The following is an 18,153-nucleotide window of genomic DNA, read 5'->3' as shown; positions in this document are numbered from 1 at the left end:
CGGCGGGCCCGCACTTCGGTTATACGTGATACGCATAACCACACCTCCCTACCGTCATGACCACACCGTTGAGCCGCGGGTCGGAGACCCTGCCAGACAAAGGCGGCGCCGACCGGCTGACCTTGATCGATACGTTTGTCCGCATCGTAAATGCCGGCAGTCTCAGCGCCGCCGCCGAGCAGCTCGGCGCCACCCAGCCCACCGTCAGCCGCAGGCTGCAGGCGCTGGAGCGCGCCGTGGGCGTCCGCCTGATCCAGCGGTCCACCCACGGCATGCAGCTTACCGAAGACGGCCGCCGCTGCTATGACCGCGCCGAGGAATTGATCGCGTCCTGGCAGGCCTTCGACAGCGAAGTCCGCGGCGCCGGCCAACAGCCCGTCGGCACCCTGCGGGTGGTCGTCCCCCATGCCTTCGGGCAGCAGCGCTTCGTGCCGCCCCTGGCCACCTACATGGAGCGCTATCCCGGCATGCGGGTGGAATGGCTGCTGAATGACCACATGCCGGATTTCGTGGCCGATGGCGTGGATTGCGCCATACGCGTGGGCGAGGTCGCCGACGAGTCGGTGGTCGCGATCAGGCTGGGGGACGTGCCTCGCATCGTCGTCGCCGCGCCGGCCCTCCTGGCGGACGGCGCCGTGCCGGAACACCCGGGCGAACTTGCCCGGCTGCCCTGGCTGGCCTTGCGTACGTTCTACCGCGACGAGATCGCGCTGAGCCACACGGCCACCGGCGAGACCATACGGGTGCCTTTCCAGGCGCGCATGGCGACGGACAGCCTGTACGCCCTGCGCACCGCCGCGCTGCTGGGCCTGGGCATCTGCGCGGCGTCGACCTGGATATTCGAAGACGACTTGCGCGCGGGCCGCCTGCGGCAACTGGCGCCGCAATGGCAGGCCAGCGCGCTGCCGCTGTCCCTCGTCTATCCCGCCAGCCGGCTGCAACCGCGCAGGCTGCGCGCATTCATAGATACGATGCGCGAGGAGCTGGGACTATCGCTGGAGGCCGGGCGGCAGTAGGCGAAGGGCGCGAGCGGCCATTGCCCGAGAGGAGCAACCCGCTCAGTTCACCGTGATGTTCGCCGACTTGATCACCTGCGACCAGTGCGCGGTGTCCTTGGCCACGGTTTCTCCCAGCTGTTGCGGATCCTGGTAATTCACCCGCACGCCGGCTTCCTCGGCCGTCTTGATGACCGACGGCTCCCGCAGGCCCTTGCCCAATGCCGCGCTGATCTTTTCGATCACCGCGTCGGGCGTGCCGGCCGGGGCGAACAGCGCCACCCAGGCATCCAGCTCGAAGCCGGGGAAGCCTTCTTCCGCGGCGGTCGGGACGTCGGGCAGCATGGGATGACGCGCCGCGCCGGCGATGGCGATGGCGCGCAGGCGGCCGTTCTGGATATGGCCGATCACGGAGGGCGGGGTGGTGATGAACAGCTGCACGCGGCCCGACAGCACGTCCTGGATGGCGGGGCCGGAGCCCTTGTACGGGACGTGGATCATGTCGGTGCCCGTCATCTGCTTGAACAGCTCGGTGCCCACGTGCGGCACCGAGCCGCTGCCCTGCGATGCGTAGTTGATCTCGCCCGGATGCGCCTTGGCGTAGGCCACCAGCTCCTTCAGGTTATGCACGGGCAGCGAGGGATGCACCGTGACGACGTGCGGGGACACGGCCACCATGCCCACGGGCTTGAAGGACCCGGTGTTCCAGCGCAGGCCATTGAACATCGAAGGATTGCCGGCGTGGTACATGGAGTACGAGGCCAGCAAGGTGTAGCCGTCGGGACGGGCAGCGGCGACCAGCGCATAGGCGATGTTGCCGCTGGCGCCGGCCCGGTTGTCGACGACGACGGGCTGGCCCAGCGCCGTGCCCAGCTGCTCCGTGGTCAGGCGCGCGGCCAGGTCGACGATGCCGCCGGGCGGCACCGGCACGATGATGGTGATCGGATGGTTGGGGAAGTCGTTCGCCGGGCCTTGGGCGTGCGCCGCCGGCGCCGCCGCGGTCAATGCGAAGGCGGCGGCCAGCGATGCGCACGAGCGCGCGCGGAACATCGAGCGTATACGGAACATGTGAGCGTGCCCTGGTCAGTTGCCGCGCGCGAGTTCTTCGCGGACGATCCTGGCGCCGTCGGCCATGGCCTTCATCTTGCCGAAGGCGACTTCGCGCGGCAGGTACTTCAATCCGCAGTCGGGCGCGACGATGATGCGCTCGGGCGGCACGTGCGGGAAGGCGCGGCGGATGCGGGCGGCGACGATCTCCGGCGTCTCCACCTCATTCGTCGACAGGTCCAGCACGCCTAGCATGATCTGTTTGTCCGGCAGCGTTTCCAGCACCGAGCAATCCAGGTTGGACTGCGCGGTTTCGATGGAAATCTGGTGGGCCGAGCAGCCGCACAGCTCGGGCAGGAAGGAGTAGCCGGCCGGGCGCGCATGGATGACCGCCGCATAGCCGAAGCAGATGTGCACCGCGGTCTTGCCCTCGATGCCTTCCAGGGCGCGGTTCAGCACCTGAACGCCGAATTCGCGCGCCTTTTCGGGGCGGGCCTGCATGTAGGGTTCGTCGATCTGCACGACGTCCGCGCCGGCGGCGAAGAGGTCGCGGATTTCCGCGTTCACGGCCTCCGCGTAGTCCATGGCCATCTCCACCTCGGAGCCATAGAAATCGTTCTGGGCCTGCTGCGCCATGGTGAAGGGGCCAGGCACGGTGATCTTGATCTGGCGGTCCGTGTGGGCGCGCAGGAATTCCACGTCGCGCACCTGCACGGCGTGCTTGCGACGGATCTTGCCGACCACGCGCGGCACCGGGTTGGGATGGCCGCTGCGGTCGAGCGCCGTGCCCGGGTTGTCGATGTCCACGCCTTCCAGCGCGGTGGCGAAGCGGTTGGAGTAGCTCTCGCGCCGCATTTCGCCGTCGGTGATGATGTCCAGGCCGGCTTCTTCCTGGTCGCGGATGGCCAGTACGGTGGCGTCGTCCTGCGCCTGCTCCAGCCATTCCGGCGCGACGCGCCACAGTTCCTTGGCGCGGACCCGCGGCGGGAAGCGATCGCCGAGGCGTTTGCGGTCGATCAGCCAATCGGGCTGGGCATACGAGCCGACCAGCGTGGTGGGAAGCAGGAGGGACATGGAAACTCCGGGAGTAAGGCGGGATTGTGAAGAAAACGCGAACCCCGATTTATATGCGATACAACTTGAAATCGGTTTGCCGATAACTTGAGCCGATTTCAGGAAGTGCGCGCGGGGGCCAGCCGGAAGTCGTATTCCGCCGTCCAATACTGCGTGTCCATCTCGCGGCCGTCCGGCGCGCGGCCCGGCGGGTGCGGCTGGAACTCGACGATCAGGCTGTCGCGCACGCCGTACACCACGTCGGATTCGATATACGGGCTGTTCGCGACGAAGATATGCGTGGTGATGGCCACGTGGCCGGGCGCCGATACCTTGAAGTGGATATGGCCGGGCCGGTTCGGATGCTGGCCGAAGCCCGACACCATCCTGCCGACCGGGCCGTCCATGGGTATGGGGTAGTAGCTGGGGCGGATGGACCAGAAGGAATAGCGGCCTTCCGCGTCCGTGCGCAGGCGGGCGCGCGCCAGCATCTGGTCCTGGCCTTCGATCTGCATGTCGTAGACGCCTTCGCCGTCGCCGGACCAGACGTCCAGTAGCACGCCGGCCATGGGTTTGCCGGCCGTGTCGGTGACACGCCCGTGGTAGTAGGTGGGCTCGCCGCGCACGCCCTCCGCGATATTGCTGCCCAGTTCGCGATCCGGCGCGCCTTCCCAGTAGTACGGGCCTTGGACCGTCGCCTCGGTGGCGGGCGTGGCCTCGGCCCCGTCGCGCTCCTGCGCCGACGCTCTGGCCTGCGCCAGCATGACCACCTGCATGGAGGCCCCCAGCGTATCCGACAGCAGGATGAACTCCTGGCGCTTGTCGGTACAGGTTTGACCGGTGGCGGTCAGGAACTCGATGGCCGCCATCCATTCCTCCGGCGTCAGGTCGACCTCGCGGATGAACTCGTGCAGCTTGGTGACCAGCGTCGTCATCAGCAGGCGGTAACGCGGATCAGGCGCCTTGGCGATCCGTTCGAGGACGGTCCGCGTAAGTTGCAGCGGGTCGGACTGTTGCATGGAGCCTCCGTATTCTGTTTCTTGATCGGGGTTCAGAGATGGCCGGCGTGCCGCGCGGCGGCGACCCAGCGCACGCGCATCGGCTTGAGGACCAGAATGGACAATAGGGCGGCCGCCACGTCGAGCACGATGATGCAGTAGAAAACAATGTCCCACGAGCGGGTTTTTTCGAAAAGCAGGGCGGCGATCGGCCCGCCCAGCACCGACCCCACCGCGGTCGCGATCAGCAGATAGCCGAAGTTGCGGGCCGCGTGGCGCGTGCCGAACACGTCGGCCTGCAGCGATGGAAACAGGGAATAGATCTCGCCCCAGCCGAAGAACACCACCGCCGACAGGACGACGAAGGCGACCGGATTGGTGCCCAGCTTCAACAACAGGAATATGGCTACGGCTTCCAGCAGGAAAGCCAGCAGCATGGTGGGTTCGCGGCCTATCCTGTCCGATACCCAGCCGAAGAAAGGCCGGGTCAGGCCATTGGCGGCGCGATCCAGCGTCAGGGCCAGCGGCAGCGCGGCCATGCCCAGCACCAGGGTGTTGGACGTGATGCCGAAATGTGCCGCCAGGGCGCCCAATTGCGAAATCGCCATCAAGCCGCCGGTCGCGACCATGGCCATGATGGCGAACATCAGCCAGAACAGCGGGGTGCGCAGCATCTGGGCCGGCGTATAGCCCATCGGACCGGCGGCCGGCGGCACCAGTTCCGGATGCCGCTGCCGCGCGGAGGCATCGACGCGCTTCATGCCCAGCGCCGACAGGATGATGATCGCCGCCAGCGCGATGCCGAACATGACCAGCGTGTCCTTCAGGCCGCTGTCGCGCAGGCTGGCCGCGATGGGAAAGGTCGTGACGATGGCGCCCAGGCCGTAGCAGCCCGCCACCATGCCCACGGCAAAGCCGCGGCGCCGGGGAAACCATTGCACCATCAGTTCGACCACGGCGACGTAGACCCAGCCCGTGCCTATCCCGGACAGCACCCCATAGGTGACGTACAGCACCGGCAGCGAGGTAACGTAGGCCGAGCTCACCCAGCTGAGGCCGACCAGCAATCCGCCCATGATGACGAAGGTGCGCGAGGAAACGCGGGCGGCGAGTTCGCCATGGACCGGGCCGATCCCGCACTGGAAGATACTGAACAGCGCGAAAGTCACCTGCAGCGCGGATAGCGATACGCCCAGCGAGGCCTGCATGGGCTGGACGAACAGCGCCCATACGTATTGCGGACTGGAAATCGCCAGCATCGCGATCATGCCCAGGGCCAGCTGCAGCCAGGGCGTGCTTTCGCTGCGCCTGAGCGACGGCGCGTCCAGGGAGGACGTGGAAGGGTTGGGCGCGGACATGGTTTGTCTCCAGCATGGAAGCCTGATGGGCTTCTCATTTCTTGTCGGGTTGCTGTCCGAGCGAAGACTAAACGCTGTCCCTGGATGACAGAAATGATGAATTTCGTCAGTGATCAGTGATGCCGTCGATCGATGGCCGGATCCCTTGGGCTCAGCCCACCGGCATTCAGGAACCAGCTGCGCCGGACGGCGGCCGGCAGGATGGCCATGGCGTGATCGGCCACGGCATCCGGCCGCATATCAGGCGCCGCGCGAGGAGGCTGCCCCCGGTGGCTACGTCCCCTTCAACCAAAAGGGGCTTGGATAGGCCCGCGCTCATACGTACGATGCAAGGGCGTCCGTCCCGGGCGCCGGCGCGCGCCACCGCGTCACGCGCGCGCAACACCTTGAGGAGCGAATCATGCATACCAAGCGTCTGGTCGCAATGTCATTGCTCGCCGCCGCCATGGCGGCAGCAGGCCCAAGTGCGGTGGCCGATACGAATACGCCCCCGGGCCCGCCGGGCATGGGCTGGCGGCATCCCATGATGGGCGAGGGTCCGATGGGCCGTCAGTTCATGGGCGGCCCAGGCATGCAGGGCTGCCCCATGGCGGCGATGGGCATGGCCGCGCTGCCTCCCGGCAACGAAAAAATCGCCATGCAGATGCATGGGGAAATGATGAAGGCCATGGGCGAAATCCTGCTGAAGTATGCGGACAAGCTCGAGATGGCGCCCGCGCCATCGCCATCGCCGGCTCCCGCGAGATAGCCCCCCGCTTACGCGGACGCCCAAGCGAAAACCGGCGCCGCCGAGCCGGGCTGGCCGGCGTGGGACCGTGCCGGTCCGGTCGGGCCGGCACGGCCGTGCCGCGTGGCGGGTTAGAATCGCCGCTGCATTCAGCGATGGGTTTACTGGACGTTATATGGATTGGGTCCCGATAGTCTTCATCACATTCAAGGTTCTCGTATTCGGCACCGGCATGTTTTTCGCGATCAAGTGGCATCGCGATCAAGCAAAGAAGAAATGACGCAAGCTCTACTGCTTGTCCAAGCCGATCTTCCTGACGATGACGCCATAGCGGCCGTATTCGCCTTGCACTGATTCGCCGAAAACCCTGCCGTCCTTGTAGACCAGCGGCGTGTCCAGTTTCGCGGCGGCGTCCTGATAGGCCTGGGTATGTACCGCCTTGTCGCAGGCCGCTTCCAGCTTGCCCCGCACGTCGGCGGGCAAGCCCTTGGGCGCGATCAGCCCGCCCCAGACGGAAAACGCGATGGGATAGCCCTGTTCCCTGACGGTGGGGACGTCGGGATAGCCGGGCAGGCGCTGCTCGCTGAACAGCGCGATGGGGCGCAGCTTGTACTGGCGCGATACCGTGGGCGTTTCGGCGAAGATGTCGATCTGCCCGCCCATCAGGCCCGTCACCATCTCACCGGAACTCTTGTAGGGGACATGCAGCGCCGTGGCGCCCGCCGCGTCCATCAGGCCCTGCATGGACAGATGCAATACCGTGCCCGTTCCGGACGACCCGAAGTTCAGCTTGCCCGGCTGTTTCCGGGCCGCGTCGATGACATCCTGCAGCGTATGCCAGGGCGAGTCCGGTTTCACCATCATCATCAGGGGCACATCGTAGGTCCCGCACAGATGATCGAAACTCGCGGGCGTGTAGCCGGTATTGCGTATCGCCGGCTGGATCGCTTCCGGTCCTACGACGCTCAGCCCGATGGTATAGCCGTCATGCGGCGCGCGGGCCAGTTCGGACATTCCTATCGCGCCGCCGGCGCCCGCGCGGTTTTCCACGACTACGCCCTTGCCCAGGACATCCGTCAGCGACTTCTGCAGGATGCGCGCCATGATGTCGGAGGTGCCGCCAGGGCCGAAGGGCACGATCATGGTGATAGGCCGGGCGGGATAGCCGTCCTGCGCCCGCGCGGTGCCGGTCAGGGCCGCCACGGCGAACAGGCATGCGCCGGCGCGGCGCAGGAAACCGCTCAAGGGCGTATTGGGGAAGTGGTCAAGCTGGGGCATTACGTTGTCTCCGTTGTCGGTTATCGGCAAATAGACGCCATCACCGCGTCGCGGCCGCCGGCCGCACTGCGCGCGTGGCCGGCGCGACCCGCGGCGCGCCGCGGGCTTCGAATCAATACACGGTGCTGTTGAACGACTGGGCCAGGTTCGGCCGGATGGCTTTCACGAACGCGGTCGCCTGGCGCATCATCATCCCCATGTCCGAGGCGACCGCCACGAAGCGGTAGCCCAGCGCCAGGAACTGGCTGACCGATTCAGGCGTGGGGCCGACGATGCCGCAGGGTATGCCGGCCGCCTGGCTGCGGCGGGCGACGTCCTCGATGACCGCGACGACCTCCGGATGCGCGATGTTGCCGATGTGGCCCATGCTGGCCGACAGGTCGCCGGGGCCCAGGAACAGGGCGTCGACGCCCGGGACGGCGGCAATGGCTTCCAGGTTGTCAACGGCCTTGCGGGTTTCAAGCTGAATGATGGTGAACACCGAGTCGTTGGCGCGCGCGCCGTAATCCGCCGCCGTGCCATAGCCGCTGGCGCGGTGCACGGCCGCGAAGCCTCGTATGCCCTGGGGCGGGTATTTCGAATGGGCCACGGCCAGCGCCGCCTGTTCCGGCGTGTCGATGAAGGGGAACATCAAGGTCCCCGCGCCCATGTCCAGGGCGCGCTTCACGCGCACCGCATCGTTGGCCGGCAGCCGCACGACAGGGCAGGCGGGCGTGCCGGCGATCGCCTGCAGCGTGTACAGGGCGATGGCGTCATCCACCGGCACATGTTCGAGGTCCAGCAGCAGCCAATCGAACCCGGCCCTGCCCATGGCCTCGGCGGTGCTGGTGGCGCCGGACATCAGCCACGTGCCCAGCGGAATACCCGGCGCGGCCAGGCGTTGACGGAAGGGGTTGACGAGCAGATCCGATGTGGCGGTCATGAAGTTTCCCGGTGGTGGACGATAGGCCTGCCTGCCAGGCATGGCAGGCAGCAAAAGGTCAATAGATCGGAGGTTCCGGCGTGGGCGCGCCGCCTTGCAGGAAGGCGAAGTCGCAGCCCTCGTGCGCCTGTGTTACCTGCTCCTGGTACAGCTTCGCGTAGCCGCGGGCGTAGGCGCGCGCCGGCGGCCGCCAGGCGGCGCGGCGTGCCTGCAGTTCGGCATCGGAGACTTCCATATCCAAACGGCGCGCCCCGATATCCAAAGTGACGCGATCGCCCGTGCGCAGCAGCGCCAAGGGGCCGCCAACCGCGGATTCCGGCGAAATATGCAGCACGCAGGTCCCGTAGTGCGTGCCGCTCATGCGCGAATCGGAAAGCCGCAGCATGTCGCGCACGCCCTGGCGCAACAGCTTTTTGGGAATGGGCAGGTTGCCCCATTCCGGCATGCCGGGCGCGCCCACGGGGCCGCCGTTGCGCAGCACGAGCACCGTGTCCGCATCGACGTCCAGGTCGGGATCGTTCATGGCGGCCAGCATGGCCTCGTTCGAGTCGAATACCAAGGCCCGCCCGCTATGGCGCAACAACGCCGGCGTTGCCGCGGATGGCTTGATCACGGCGCCGTCCGGGCACAGATTGCCGCGCAGCACGGCCAGCGCCATGCCGGCCTCGGGACAGCCATCCGCCGGCGGCACCAGCGGATTGTCCAGGTCGCGGATCACATCGTCATCCTGGCATTCGACGCCACGGATGTTCTCGCCCAGGCTGGCGCCGGTGACCGTCAGGGCGTCCAGCGCCAGATGCGCACGCAGTTTATTCAGCAGCGCGGGCAGGCCGCCCGCATAGTAGAAGTCCTCCATAAGCCGGTTGCCTGACGGATACAGGTTGGCCAGCACCGGCACTTTCCGGGCGATGGCATCCAGATCGTCCAACGCCAGTTTCAGGCCGGCGCGTCCCGCCATGGCGGGCAGGTGGACCGCCGCGTTGGTCGACCCGCCCAAGGCCATGTATGCCACGACCCCGTTGCGCAGGCTATCCTGCGTCAGCAGGCGCGATGGCCGCAGGTCTTCCCAGACCATGTCGACGATGCGTTGGCCGCATGTCCATGCCATGCGCGAGTGCGCGGCGTCCATGGCCGGCACGCTGCTCGCGCCGGGCAGGGTCAGGCCCATGGCTTCGACGATGGCCGTCATGGTGCTGGCCGTGCCCATCGTGTTGCAGGTGCCCGGCGTGCGCGTCATCTTGGATTCCAGGGCGATCCATTCCGTCCGCTGGATGTTGCCCGCGGCGTATTCGTCCCAGTACTTGCGCGTGTGCGTACCCGCGCCTACGGTCTGCCCCTTGTAGCGGTCGTTCAGCATGGTGCCGGCGGGACAGTAGATCACCGGCAAGTCCATCGACAGCGCGCCCATTACCAGGCCGGGCGTGGTCTTGTCGCAACCGCCCATCAGGACGGCGCCATCCAGGGGCAGGCTGCGCAGCAGTTCCTCCGCTTCGACGGCCAGCAGGTTGCGATACAGCATCGTGGTGGGCTTGACCATCACTTCGCCCAGGCTGAGCGCCGGCAGCTCCAGCGGATAGCCGCCGGCCTGCAGGATGCCGCGCTTTACCGCCTGTGCGCGCTCGCGCAGGTGGGCATGGCAGGGCGAAAGTTCGCTCCAGGTGTTCAGGATGCCGATGACCGGACGGCCCATGAATTCTTCGCGGCTCAAGCCCTGCTGCTGCATGCGCTGGCGGTGGGCGAAACCGCGGATATTGTCGGTGGCGAACCATTTCTGGCTGCGCAGGGAGTCCAAGGTTCGGCGCGTGGTGTCGGTCATGCGGTTCATTCCATTCTGATATTCGCGCGTTTGACGAGATCGCCCATGGCGGCGTAATCCTTGCGCAGCAGCGCCTCGAATTCGGCCGGCGTGGACGACAGGATTTCGTAGCCCTGGGCGGTGAGAGTGCGGCGGAAACCCGGATCGGCCAGCACGGCGACCATGTCACCGGACAAACGATCGACGATGTCCTTCGCGGTGCCGCGCCTTACCAGGATGCCGTTCCAGACGACGGAGTTCGCGTTCGCGATGCCTGCCTCCGCCATGGTCGGGACATCCGGCAGCAACGGCGACCGCTTGTCGTCGGCGATGGCCAGGGCGCGCAGCTTGCCGCTGTTCACCAGGGCGATGATGGCGGGCAGGTTGTGGAACATCATGGGTATGCGGCCGCCCAACAGGTCGTTCAGCGCTTCCGGGCCGCCCTTGTAGGGGATATGCAGCAGGCGTATGCCGGCGCGCAACTGGAACAGTTCGGCGGCCATGTGCATGGTGTTCCCGATGCCGGCCGATCCGTATTCCAGTTTGCCGGGACGCTGCCTGGCCGCCGCGACCAGCTCCGCCACGCTGCGATAGGGCGTCTGCGCGCCCACGACCAGCACGTTGGGCATGCGGTGGGTGAGGGTGACCGGCTGCAAGTCATCCAGCGGCGAATAACCCATGGACGGATAGATGTGCGGGTTGATCGCCAAGGTGCTGGTGGACCCCAGCAGGAAGGTGTAGCCGTCCGCGGGCAGCCGCCGCGCCGCGTAGGCCGAGCCGATGTTGCCGTTGGCGCCGGGGCGGTTCTCGATGATCACCGACTGGTGCAGTCGCGGGTCCAGGGCCTGGGCGAAAGGGCGCGCGAATTGGTCGGCCGCGCCGCCGGCGGGATAGGGAACGATGAAGGTCAGCGCTTTCTGGGGATAAGCGTCGCCCGACGCGCGGCTCGGGCTTATCGCGGCAAGCCCGAATGATGCCGCGGCGGCGGCCATGAGTTCTCGACGGTTCATGCGTGGTCTCCTCCGTTTATGCAAGTCCCTGGCGGTCCGGAATATCCGCCTGGGTACGTATGGTACCGGTACCATACAGAACAAAAGGTACCGGTACCATCGACATTGGGCGAAGTCTATAATGCGCCCCTTCCGCCGTCAAACACGGGCGGAGCCAGACTGGAGGCAACCGTTGGCCGGACGCAAGGCATCAACGCAGGAGGTGGAGCAGCCGGCTCACGCCGGGCGGCGCAAGATTTCCACCCATACCATCCATGACGTGGCCGCCATCGCGGGCGTCGCTTCCATTACGGTCTCGCGCTATTTCAATACGCCTGACAAGGTGTCGCCGGCGCGCCGCGCCCGCATCGAGGCCGCCATCGCCCAGACCGGCTTCGTACCCAGCCAGGCCGCCATGGGATTGGCCTCCGCCCGCTCCAAGGTGGTTTGCGCGGTGATACCGAGCATCGCGAATTCGGTGTTTTCCGAGACCGTGCAGGGGATGTCGGATGTGCTGCGTTCGTCCGGCTACCAGTTGCTGCTGGCCAGCAGCAACTACTCGACGGCCGAAGAGGAAAGCGCCGTACGCGCCTTCGCCGGCTGGCGTCCGGCAGGGATGATCCTGACCGGGCCATTGCACAGCGCACAGGTGGACGCGATGCTGCGCGCCGCGGCTTTTCCGGTGGTGGAAACCTGGGACGTCAGGCCCAACCGGCCTTTTCACCAAGTGGGCTTTTCCCATGAGCAGGTGGGATACGACCAGGCGATGCATTTGATAGAGCAGGGCGCGCGCCGCATCCGTTTCATCAAGACCGGTTTGCCGGAAGACTTTCGCGCGCAGCAGCGCGCGCTGGGCTATGTCCGGGCAATGGAAACCAAAGGACTGAAGGCGGAGGTTGAGACGCCGGCGGAAACCGACCCTTTCGAAGCCGGCGCGGCCGCCATGGCCCGCTTCGCCGCCACCAGCCCGCGGACGCGGCCGAAGGCGATTATCTTCGCCAACGACAATATGGCCGCCGGCGCCATACTCGCGGCGCCGGCGTGCGGACTATCGCTGCCGGCGGACTGCGCCATCGTGGGCTTCGGCGATTTTCCGATTGCCAAACGCCTCACGCCGGCGCTCACCACCGTGCATCCCGGGCGCTATGAAATCGGCGCGACCGCCGCGAGCCTGGTACTGCGCCTGATCGAGGGCGCGGATGGCGACAGAAAGCCGCCGGAGCCCCAATCCCATCACATCGCCACCCGCTTCCTGGTGCGTGCCAGCTCCAGCATGGCGGCCCGTGGCGCGCGTAAAGGCGCATAGCGCATTACGGTCCAGTCCGAGCGCGCCGGCCATCCGCGCCGGGATGGACCGAGCGCGTGCGTTTCGCGCCGTCAATCCTCCGCCGCGGCCTGCCGCAAGGTGACGAACTCTTCCGCCACAGTGGGATGCACGCCCATGGTGCTGTCGAAGATCGCCTTGGTGGCGCCGGCGCGCAATGCGACCGCGAAGCCCTGTATCACTTCGCCGGCGTCCGGACCGACCATATGCACGCCGATCACGCGGTCGGTCTTCTTGTCCACCAATAGTTTGACCAGGGTTCTTTCGCCGCTGCCGGATAGCGTATGCCGCAGCGCGCGGAAATCGGAGCGGTATACGGCCACGCCGTCATGGCCCAGGGCGGCGCGCGCTTCGGCTTCGGTCAGCCCCACCGTGCCGACGTTCGGGTGGGTGAAGACCGCCGTCGGAATGAACTCGTAGTCCACGGCGCGCTGGCCGGCGCCGAACAGGTGTTCGACGAGCGCCATTGCTTCGGCCAGCGCGACCGGGGTCAGTTGCTTGCGCGATGAAACGTCACCGATCGCATAAACCGACGGGACGCTGGTTCGATAATCCCGATCCACTACCACCGCGCCCTTGTCGTCGATCCGCACGCCAACCTGTTCCAGGCCCAGATCGGCGGTGTTCGGCACGCGCCCCGTGGCGAACAGCACGACGTCGGCGGCGCAGGTCGCTCCCATCCGGCTGGTCAGCACGAGATCGTCCTCTTTCCCGCGGGCCAGCGAGTCGACCGTCCAGTCCAGCTTGATGTCCACGCCCTTGCGACCCATCTCTTCGGCGACGAAGCGGCGTACATCCGCGTCGAAGCCGTTCAGCAGATGGTTGCCGCGATGCACCAGCGTGACTTCCGACCCCAGGCCGCGAAAGATCGAGGCGAATTCGCAGGCGATATAGCCCGCGCCCACCACCAGCAGCCGGCGCGGGACCCGCGGCAGATCGAACATGTCGTCGGAGGTCACGGCCAGCTCGCGTCCCGGGATAGCGGGCACGTAGGGCAGGGCGCCGGTGGCCACGACAATGTGCCGGGCGGTGTATCGCTCGCCATTCACGACGACGGTATGGGCGTCTGCCAGACGCGCGCGCCCGGCAATCACTTGCGCCCCGGACGAATCGAGCAGTCTGGCGTAGACCTCGTTCAGGCGGCTGATCTCGGCGGCCCGGGCGGTCTTCAGCGCCGGCCAATCCAGCGCCGGGGCAGGGCCGCGCCAGCCGTATCCGGCCGATTCGTGAAAGGCTTCCGCATAGCCGGCGGCGTAGCTCAACAGCTTCTTGGGAATGCAGCCGGCGTTGACGCAGGTTCCGCCCAGCGGCCCTGCCTCGGCCACGGCGACGCGCACGCCGCGCTGCGCCGCCATGCGCGCCGCGCGCACGCCGCCGCTGCCGGCGCCGATCAGGAACAGGTCGTAATCGAAATGCGGCTGCGTCATACAAGGATCCCGGCGAGTGGCAATGCGCGTCCGCTCGACCGCGACGGCGATAGGGGCGGCGCCCCGGCGGCGGACGTATATATCGGGATCGTCAGTGCGCCGCCGCCTTGGACGGCCGCGCGCGTATGGCTTCCTCGATCGGCTCGGTACCCCAGCCGGGACGATCCGGGACAATCAGATGACCGTCCTGGTATTCGGGCAGGTGGGTGAACAGCTCCTTGTCCCAGGGCAGGCGGTCGACGTCGGTTTCCATGATGCGGAAATTGGGCACCGCGCACGCGAAGTGCGCGTTCATCATTGTGCATAGATGTCCGTAGAAGTTGTGCGGGGCGATATTGACGTCGTGGATGTCCGCCAATGCCGCCATTTTCATCGATTGCCATACACCATTCCACACGGCGTCGATGATGGCCACATCCACCGCGTTTTCCTTCAGGAAAGGAAGCAGCTGCCGCCCGCCCAGCAGCGTCTCGCACGAGCTGATGGGATGCGGGCTCTGGCTGCGCACGTAGGCCAGCGCTTCGGGATTCTGCGAGTCGATCTCCACCCAGAACAGGTCGTGGTGGGCGGTTTCACGCAGTATCCGCAGCAGCCCCTCGGTCCTGGCGTTGAAGTTTACGTCGATCAGGATATCCATGTCCGGACCGGCGCCGTCGCGCAACGCGTCCAGATGCTCGCGCAGGTTGCGCAATACCATGCGGTCGACGTTCAGCTCCGGGTAATAGGGCGACGAAATGCCGGGTCGCCACTGGCGCATCGGCCCGCCTTCGTGCAGGAACAGGTTGGTCTTGAGGGCGGTGAAGCCGCGCTCGCGCACGTGCGCGCCCATCCGCTTCACATCGTCCAGGGACTTTATCGCGTTGCCGTAATACTCCGGATACCGGACCCGCCACGACATTGCGTGCGACCAATACACCCGCACGCGGTCGCGGATCTTGCCGCCCAGAAGCTCGTAGCAGGGCACCTTCAGCCACTTCGCCTTGGCGTCGAGCAGGGCGTTCTCGATGGCGCCGATGCCTTCGGACACCACGCCGCCCGCGGCCGGCCTGGTGCGGCCGAATGCATCGGCCTGGAATTGCTCGTGATCGGCGGGAGAGCGGCCGATCAGCAGGGGCTTGAAGTACTCGATGACGCTGGTAACGCCCGGCGAACCGTAGCCCTCGTCATACTCGCTCCAGCCGACGATGCCGGTGTCGGTCGTGATCTTCAGGAAGTGGTAGTCGCGCCATCCTGCGTCGCAGGCCATTGTCTCGATATTCGTTATTTTCATTGCTTGCTCCGGAATAGCGCTTTAACCAGGTGCGCCAGGCCTGTCTGCTTGCGATCTCGCTTCTTGGCCTCAATACGCGCGCTGGTAAAGGGCCAGCGCATCGGCCAGTTCGACCGTGCGGGGATTGTTCACGAGCAGCCGCTGTTGCTGCATGGCCTGCTCGGCCAGCGTCGGCAGGTCCGCCTCCGAAATGCCGACATCGCGCAACCGGGCCGGGACTCGCAGGCGGACGATCAGCGCTTCGAAATAGCCGGCCAGCGCGAGCGCGCGGTCCTTGTCGCTGCCGGCGGCAGCGGGAACAAGGATGCCGGCCAGCTCCGCATAGTGCGGCGCGGCCGCGTCGACGTTGAATCGCAGCACGGGGCCGAGCATGAGGGCATTGGAAACGCCATGCGCGACATGGAACAGTGCGCCGACCGGATAGGCCAGGGCGTGCACGGCGCCCACCGGCGCGTTGGCGAAAGCCTGCCCGGCGAGCATGGCGCCCAGCAGCATGTCGGACCGCGCGTCCAGGTCGGCGCCGTCCGCGCAGGCCCGCTCGATGGCGCCGCCCAGCAGGCGCAGGGCCTCGCGGGCGGCATGATCGGACAGCGGATTCTTGCGTACCCGGCTGGTGTAAGCCTCCACCGCATGCACCATGGCATCCACGCCGGTCGCCGCCGTCACCGCGGCGGGCAGCCCCAGCGTCAGTTCCGGATCGAGCAGGGCGACGTCGCACAGCAGCAGCGGCGACACCACGCCCATTTTGCTCTGTGCGCCGGTCGTGACGATGGCCACCGAAGTGGCTTCCGACCCCGTGCCGGCCGTCGTCGGCATCTGCATCAGGGGCAGGCGCGGACCCGCCAGGCGCCCGATGCCATAGGCGTCCGCGATCTGCTGGCCGGTGCGGGCGAGCGCCGCCACCAGCTTGGCCACATCCATCGACGAGCCGCCGCCGATACCCAGGACCACGTCGCAGCCGGCATCCCGGCAGGCCTGTACGGCTTGCTCGACAACCTCGACGGGCGGATCGGCGACGACACCGGTGAAAAGCGTCGTCGTGAAGCCGGCCGCGTCCAACGACGCCAGTGGCGGCCCCAGCACTCCGGCCCGGTGCAGGCCCGCGTCGGTCACCACGAAGACGCGCCGGCTCGCACAGCGGGCGCCCAGCAGTTCGCCCAGGCGGCGGGCCAGGCCGGCGCCGAGCAGGATTTCGGGCACGCTACGGAATTCGGTCAGATTCATACGATGTCATCCTGGGTTTGCCGGACGCGATCGTCAGCCGGCGTCCTTAGCCTTGCATGGGCAGGAATGCAGCATTCTCCTTTTCGAGCTGGGCGACAAGCCCCACCTCCCAGGATAGATAGGCCTTCATCGCGCCGGCGAGGTCGTCGAAATCATAAGGTCCGTACCAGACGTCGTCATTGTCGTCGGCCATGTGCGCGAATCCCTGCTCCAGCGTCAAGCCGGCCTGCTTCCATGCCGCCGTGCCACCGCGCAGGACGTATACCTCCGCCGCGCCCACGGCGCGCAGGTCTTGCGCCGCGTAGCAGGCCAGACTGCCGTCGTCCGAGGTCACGATGATGCGCCGGCCTTCCGATACGCCAGGCAGCGATGCACGGATGCGCGAGCGGACGGCGAACCACGCCCCCGGAATATGTCCGCGCCGGTATGACAGGCTATTGCCGAAATCCAGGATAACGGCGCCGTCGGACCGCCATATTTCGTAGGCTTCGGCCACGCCGATTTCGTTATCTTCGCGCGGCCTGTCGCGCAGCGGCGCGACGTGCTCGGGCCCGCGTTCCAGGCAGGGCGTGGCGTTCAAGCCGTCCGCCAGGACATAGACCTCTTTCCAGCCCATCTGGACCAGCCATGAGGCCGTCATCCGCGCGCGCACGCGGTTGTCGTCCACCAGCACGAGACGGGCGCGCAGCACACCGGCGTAATGTTCGGTGGACTGAATCAGCTGGCCGCCGGGGGCGCTGCGGGAACCCGGCAGATGGCCGGCGGCATACTCGTCGGGCGTTCGCACATCCAGAAGGAACAGGGTACGGTCCTGGTCCTTGCGCAACCGGTCCAGTTCCGCCGCGTCGATTTCGCGAACGCCGAACCGTTTGGCCACGCGCTCCGATGCGGCGATGGCGCGCGCCAGGCCGTCCGCCGTGGGCGGCGGCGCGACGTCGCGTGCGTCCTCGCGCAATTTGCCGCCGTTCAAATACCAGCCGGCCGTGCCGTTCTTCAGCGTAACCACGGGATTGGGTATGCCGGCATTGATGAGCGATTGCGCGCCGATAATGCCGCGCGTGCGCCCGGCGCAATTGATCACGATGGTGGTGCCGGGGCGTTGCGTCATGCTGAACGCCCGATACACCAGCTCGGCGCCGGGGCAGCTGACACCCCCCGGCACGCTGAACTGCTGGAATTCCTCGTAAGGCCGGCTGTCGAGGATGATGTGATCCTTGCCGTCGCGCTGCCACTGCTGCAATTCGGCCGCATCGATGCAGGGCGTGCCGTACAGATGCTCGATGTACTCGCCGAAAGCCTTGTTCGGCACGAAGACGCCGGAGAAGAATTGGTAGCCTTCCCGCTCCCATCCCAGCAGGCCATCCTGCAACAGCTTGACGTCGGTGTAGCCGCAAGCGCGCAGCAGCGCGGCGGCGCGTTCGGCCAGGCCCTGTCCGTCGCCGCTGTCCACCAGGACGATCGGCGTTGCCTTGCGCGGCACCAGCGCGGCGGCGCGCTGCTCCATGTGGCTCAGCGGCAGCGATATCGAATAGAAGATGTGCCGCGCTGAAAATGCGCCGGTTTCGCGCACGTCCAGCAGGGCGAGTTCCGACGCGCCGGCGATCAATTGCCTGAGTTCGCGCGCGCTGACGAGCGACCCCGGCTGTTCGTTTCCCGACCGTGTTTGAAGTGGAGCAGGGCTGGATGCACTCATGATTTCCTCGGTATGGTTGACCGGGAATCTAGCATGACGGTGTTAGGCGTATG

15 protein-coding genes are annotated in these 18,153 nt (G+C 66.8%); 3 read left to right on the top strand and 12 right to left on the bottom strand.

All coding sequences use genetic code 11. The features are described from left to right. The first annotated feature begins 56 nt into the window (after positions 1–56). The gene (locus ACNA0R_RS16820; RefSeq protein WP_415827185.1) at positions 57–1,016 is read left to right on the top strand and encodes a LysR family transcriptional regulator; all 960 of its coding nucleotides are present in this window, start codon (positions 57–59) and stop codon (positions 1,014–1,016) included. Positions 1,017–1,058: 42 nt separating this feature from the next. Here the strand turns inward: ACNA0R_RS16820 and ACNA0R_RS16815 are convergent, their stop codons facing one another. The 4 genes from ACNA0R_RS16815 to oxlT form a co-directional block, all read right to left on the bottom strand. Continuing rightward, positions 1,059–2,063 (bottom strand): Bug family tripartite tricarboxylate transporter substrate binding protein, encoded by a 1,005-nt coding sequence (locus ACNA0R_RS16815; protein ID WP_415827184.1) that lies wholly within the window; start codon positions 2,061–2,063, stop codon positions 1,059–1,061. A 15-nt stretch (positions 2,064–2,078) separates the two neighbouring features. Then, the gene (locus ACNA0R_RS16810) at positions 2,079–3,116 is read right to left on the bottom strand and encodes a uroporphyrinogen decarboxylase family protein (protein WP_415827183.1); all 1,038 of its coding nucleotides are present in this window, start codon (positions 3,114–3,116) and stop codon (positions 2,079–2,081) included. A gap of 98 nt (positions 3,117–3,214) precedes the next feature. Then, positions 3,215–4,114, bottom strand: coding sequence for a dioxygenase family protein (locus ACNA0R_RS16805; protein ID WP_415827182.1), 900 nt, complete (start codon positions 4,112–4,114; stop codon positions 3,215–3,217). Positions 4,115–4,146: 32 nt separating this feature from the next. Further along, a complete protein-coding gene (oxlT, locus tag ACNA0R_RS16800) occupies positions 4,147–5,451 on the bottom strand; it encodes an oxalate/formate MFS antiporter (protein ID WP_415827181.1) in 1,305 nt (434 codons plus the stop codon). Between the two features lie 400 nt (positions 5,452–5,851). Here oxlT and ACNA0R_RS16795 point away from each other — a divergent pair, with 400 nt between their 5' ends. After that, a complete protein-coding gene (locus ACNA0R_RS16795) occupies positions 5,852–6,199 on the top strand; it encodes a hypothetical protein (protein ID WP_415827180.1) in 348 nt (115 codons plus the stop codon). Positions 6,200–6,466: 267 nt separating this feature from the next. Here ACNA0R_RS16795 and ACNA0R_RS16790 read toward each other — a convergent pair whose 3' ends face one another. The 4 genes from ACNA0R_RS16790 to ACNA0R_RS16775 form a co-directional block, all read right to left on the bottom strand. Further along, the gene (locus ACNA0R_RS16790) at positions 6,467–7,456 is read right to left on the bottom strand and encodes a Bug family tripartite tricarboxylate transporter substrate binding protein (RefSeq protein WP_415827179.1); all 990 of its coding nucleotides are present in this window, start codon (positions 7,454–7,456) and stop codon (positions 6,467–6,469) included. A 112-nt stretch (positions 7,457–7,568) separates the two neighbouring features. After that, the gene (locus tag ACNA0R_RS16785) at positions 7,569–8,378 is read right to left on the bottom strand and encodes an HpcH/HpaI aldolase family protein (protein ID WP_415827178.1); all 810 of its coding nucleotides are present in this window, start codon (positions 8,376–8,378) and stop codon (positions 7,569–7,571) included. A gap of 58 nt (positions 8,379–8,436) precedes the next feature. Continuing rightward, positions 8,437–10,194 carry an L-arabinonate dehydratase gene (gene araD / locus ACNA0R_RS16780; protein WP_415827177.1) on the bottom strand — a complete coding sequence of 586 codons (1,758 nt, stop codon included), beginning with the start codon at positions 10,192–10,194 and terminating at the stop codon, positions 8,437–8,439. A 5-nt stretch (positions 10,195–10,199) separates the two neighbouring features. Beyond that, complete coding sequence (locus ACNA0R_RS16775) at positions 10,200–11,183, bottom strand: Bug family tripartite tricarboxylate transporter substrate binding protein (protein ID WP_415827176.1); 984 nt, start codon at positions 11,181–11,183, stop codon at positions 10,200–10,202. A gap of 172 nt (positions 11,184–11,355) precedes the next feature. Between ACNA0R_RS16775 and ACNA0R_RS16770 the strand changes: the two genes are divergently transcribed. After that, the gene (locus ACNA0R_RS16770; RefSeq protein WP_415827175.1) at positions 11,356–12,468 is read left to right on the top strand and encodes a LacI family DNA-binding transcriptional regulator; all 1,113 of its coding nucleotides are present in this window, start codon (positions 11,356–11,358) and stop codon (positions 12,466–12,468) included. Positions 12,469–12,539: 71 nt separating this feature from the next. On the opposite strand, the gene gorA is transcribed toward ACNA0R_RS16770, so the two are convergent. The 4 genes from gorA to ACNA0R_RS16750 form a co-directional block, all read right to left on the bottom strand. Next, positions 12,540–13,913 (bottom strand): glutathione-disulfide reductase, encoded by a 1,374-nt coding sequence (gene gorA, locus ACNA0R_RS16765; RefSeq protein ID WP_415827174.1) that lies wholly within the window; start codon positions 13,911–13,913, stop codon positions 12,540–12,542. A 91-nt stretch (positions 13,914–14,004) separates the two neighbouring features. Further along, on the bottom strand, positions 14,005–15,183 hold the full coding sequence (locus ACNA0R_RS16760) for a mandelate racemase/muconate lactonizing enzyme family protein (protein WP_415827173.1): 1,179 nt from the start codon (positions 15,181–15,183) through the stop codon (positions 14,005–14,007). A gap of 69 nt (positions 15,184–15,252) precedes the next feature. Then, complete coding sequence (locus tag ACNA0R_RS16755) at positions 15,253–16,407, bottom strand: iron-containing alcohol dehydrogenase (protein WP_415827172.1); 1,155 nt, start codon at positions 16,405–16,407, stop codon at positions 15,253–15,255. Between the two features lie 46 nt (positions 16,408–16,453). Beyond that, positions 16,454–18,100 carry a rhodanese-like domain-containing protein gene (locus ACNA0R_RS16750; RefSeq protein WP_415827171.1) on the bottom strand — a complete coding sequence of 549 codons (1,647 nt, stop codon included), beginning with the start codon at positions 18,098–18,100 and terminating at the stop codon, positions 16,454–16,456. Between the last annotated feature and the right edge of the window lie 53 nt (positions 18,101–18,153).

The organism is Bordetella sputigena, from assembly GCF_965137885.1.
Lineage (GTDB): Bacteria > Pseudomonadota > Gammaproteobacteria > Burkholderiales > Burkholderiaceae_B > Bordetella_C > Bordetella_C sputigena.
The sequence above is the reverse complement of the archived record's forward strand: the minus strand, read 5'-3'. Positions and strand labels throughout refer to the sequence as shown.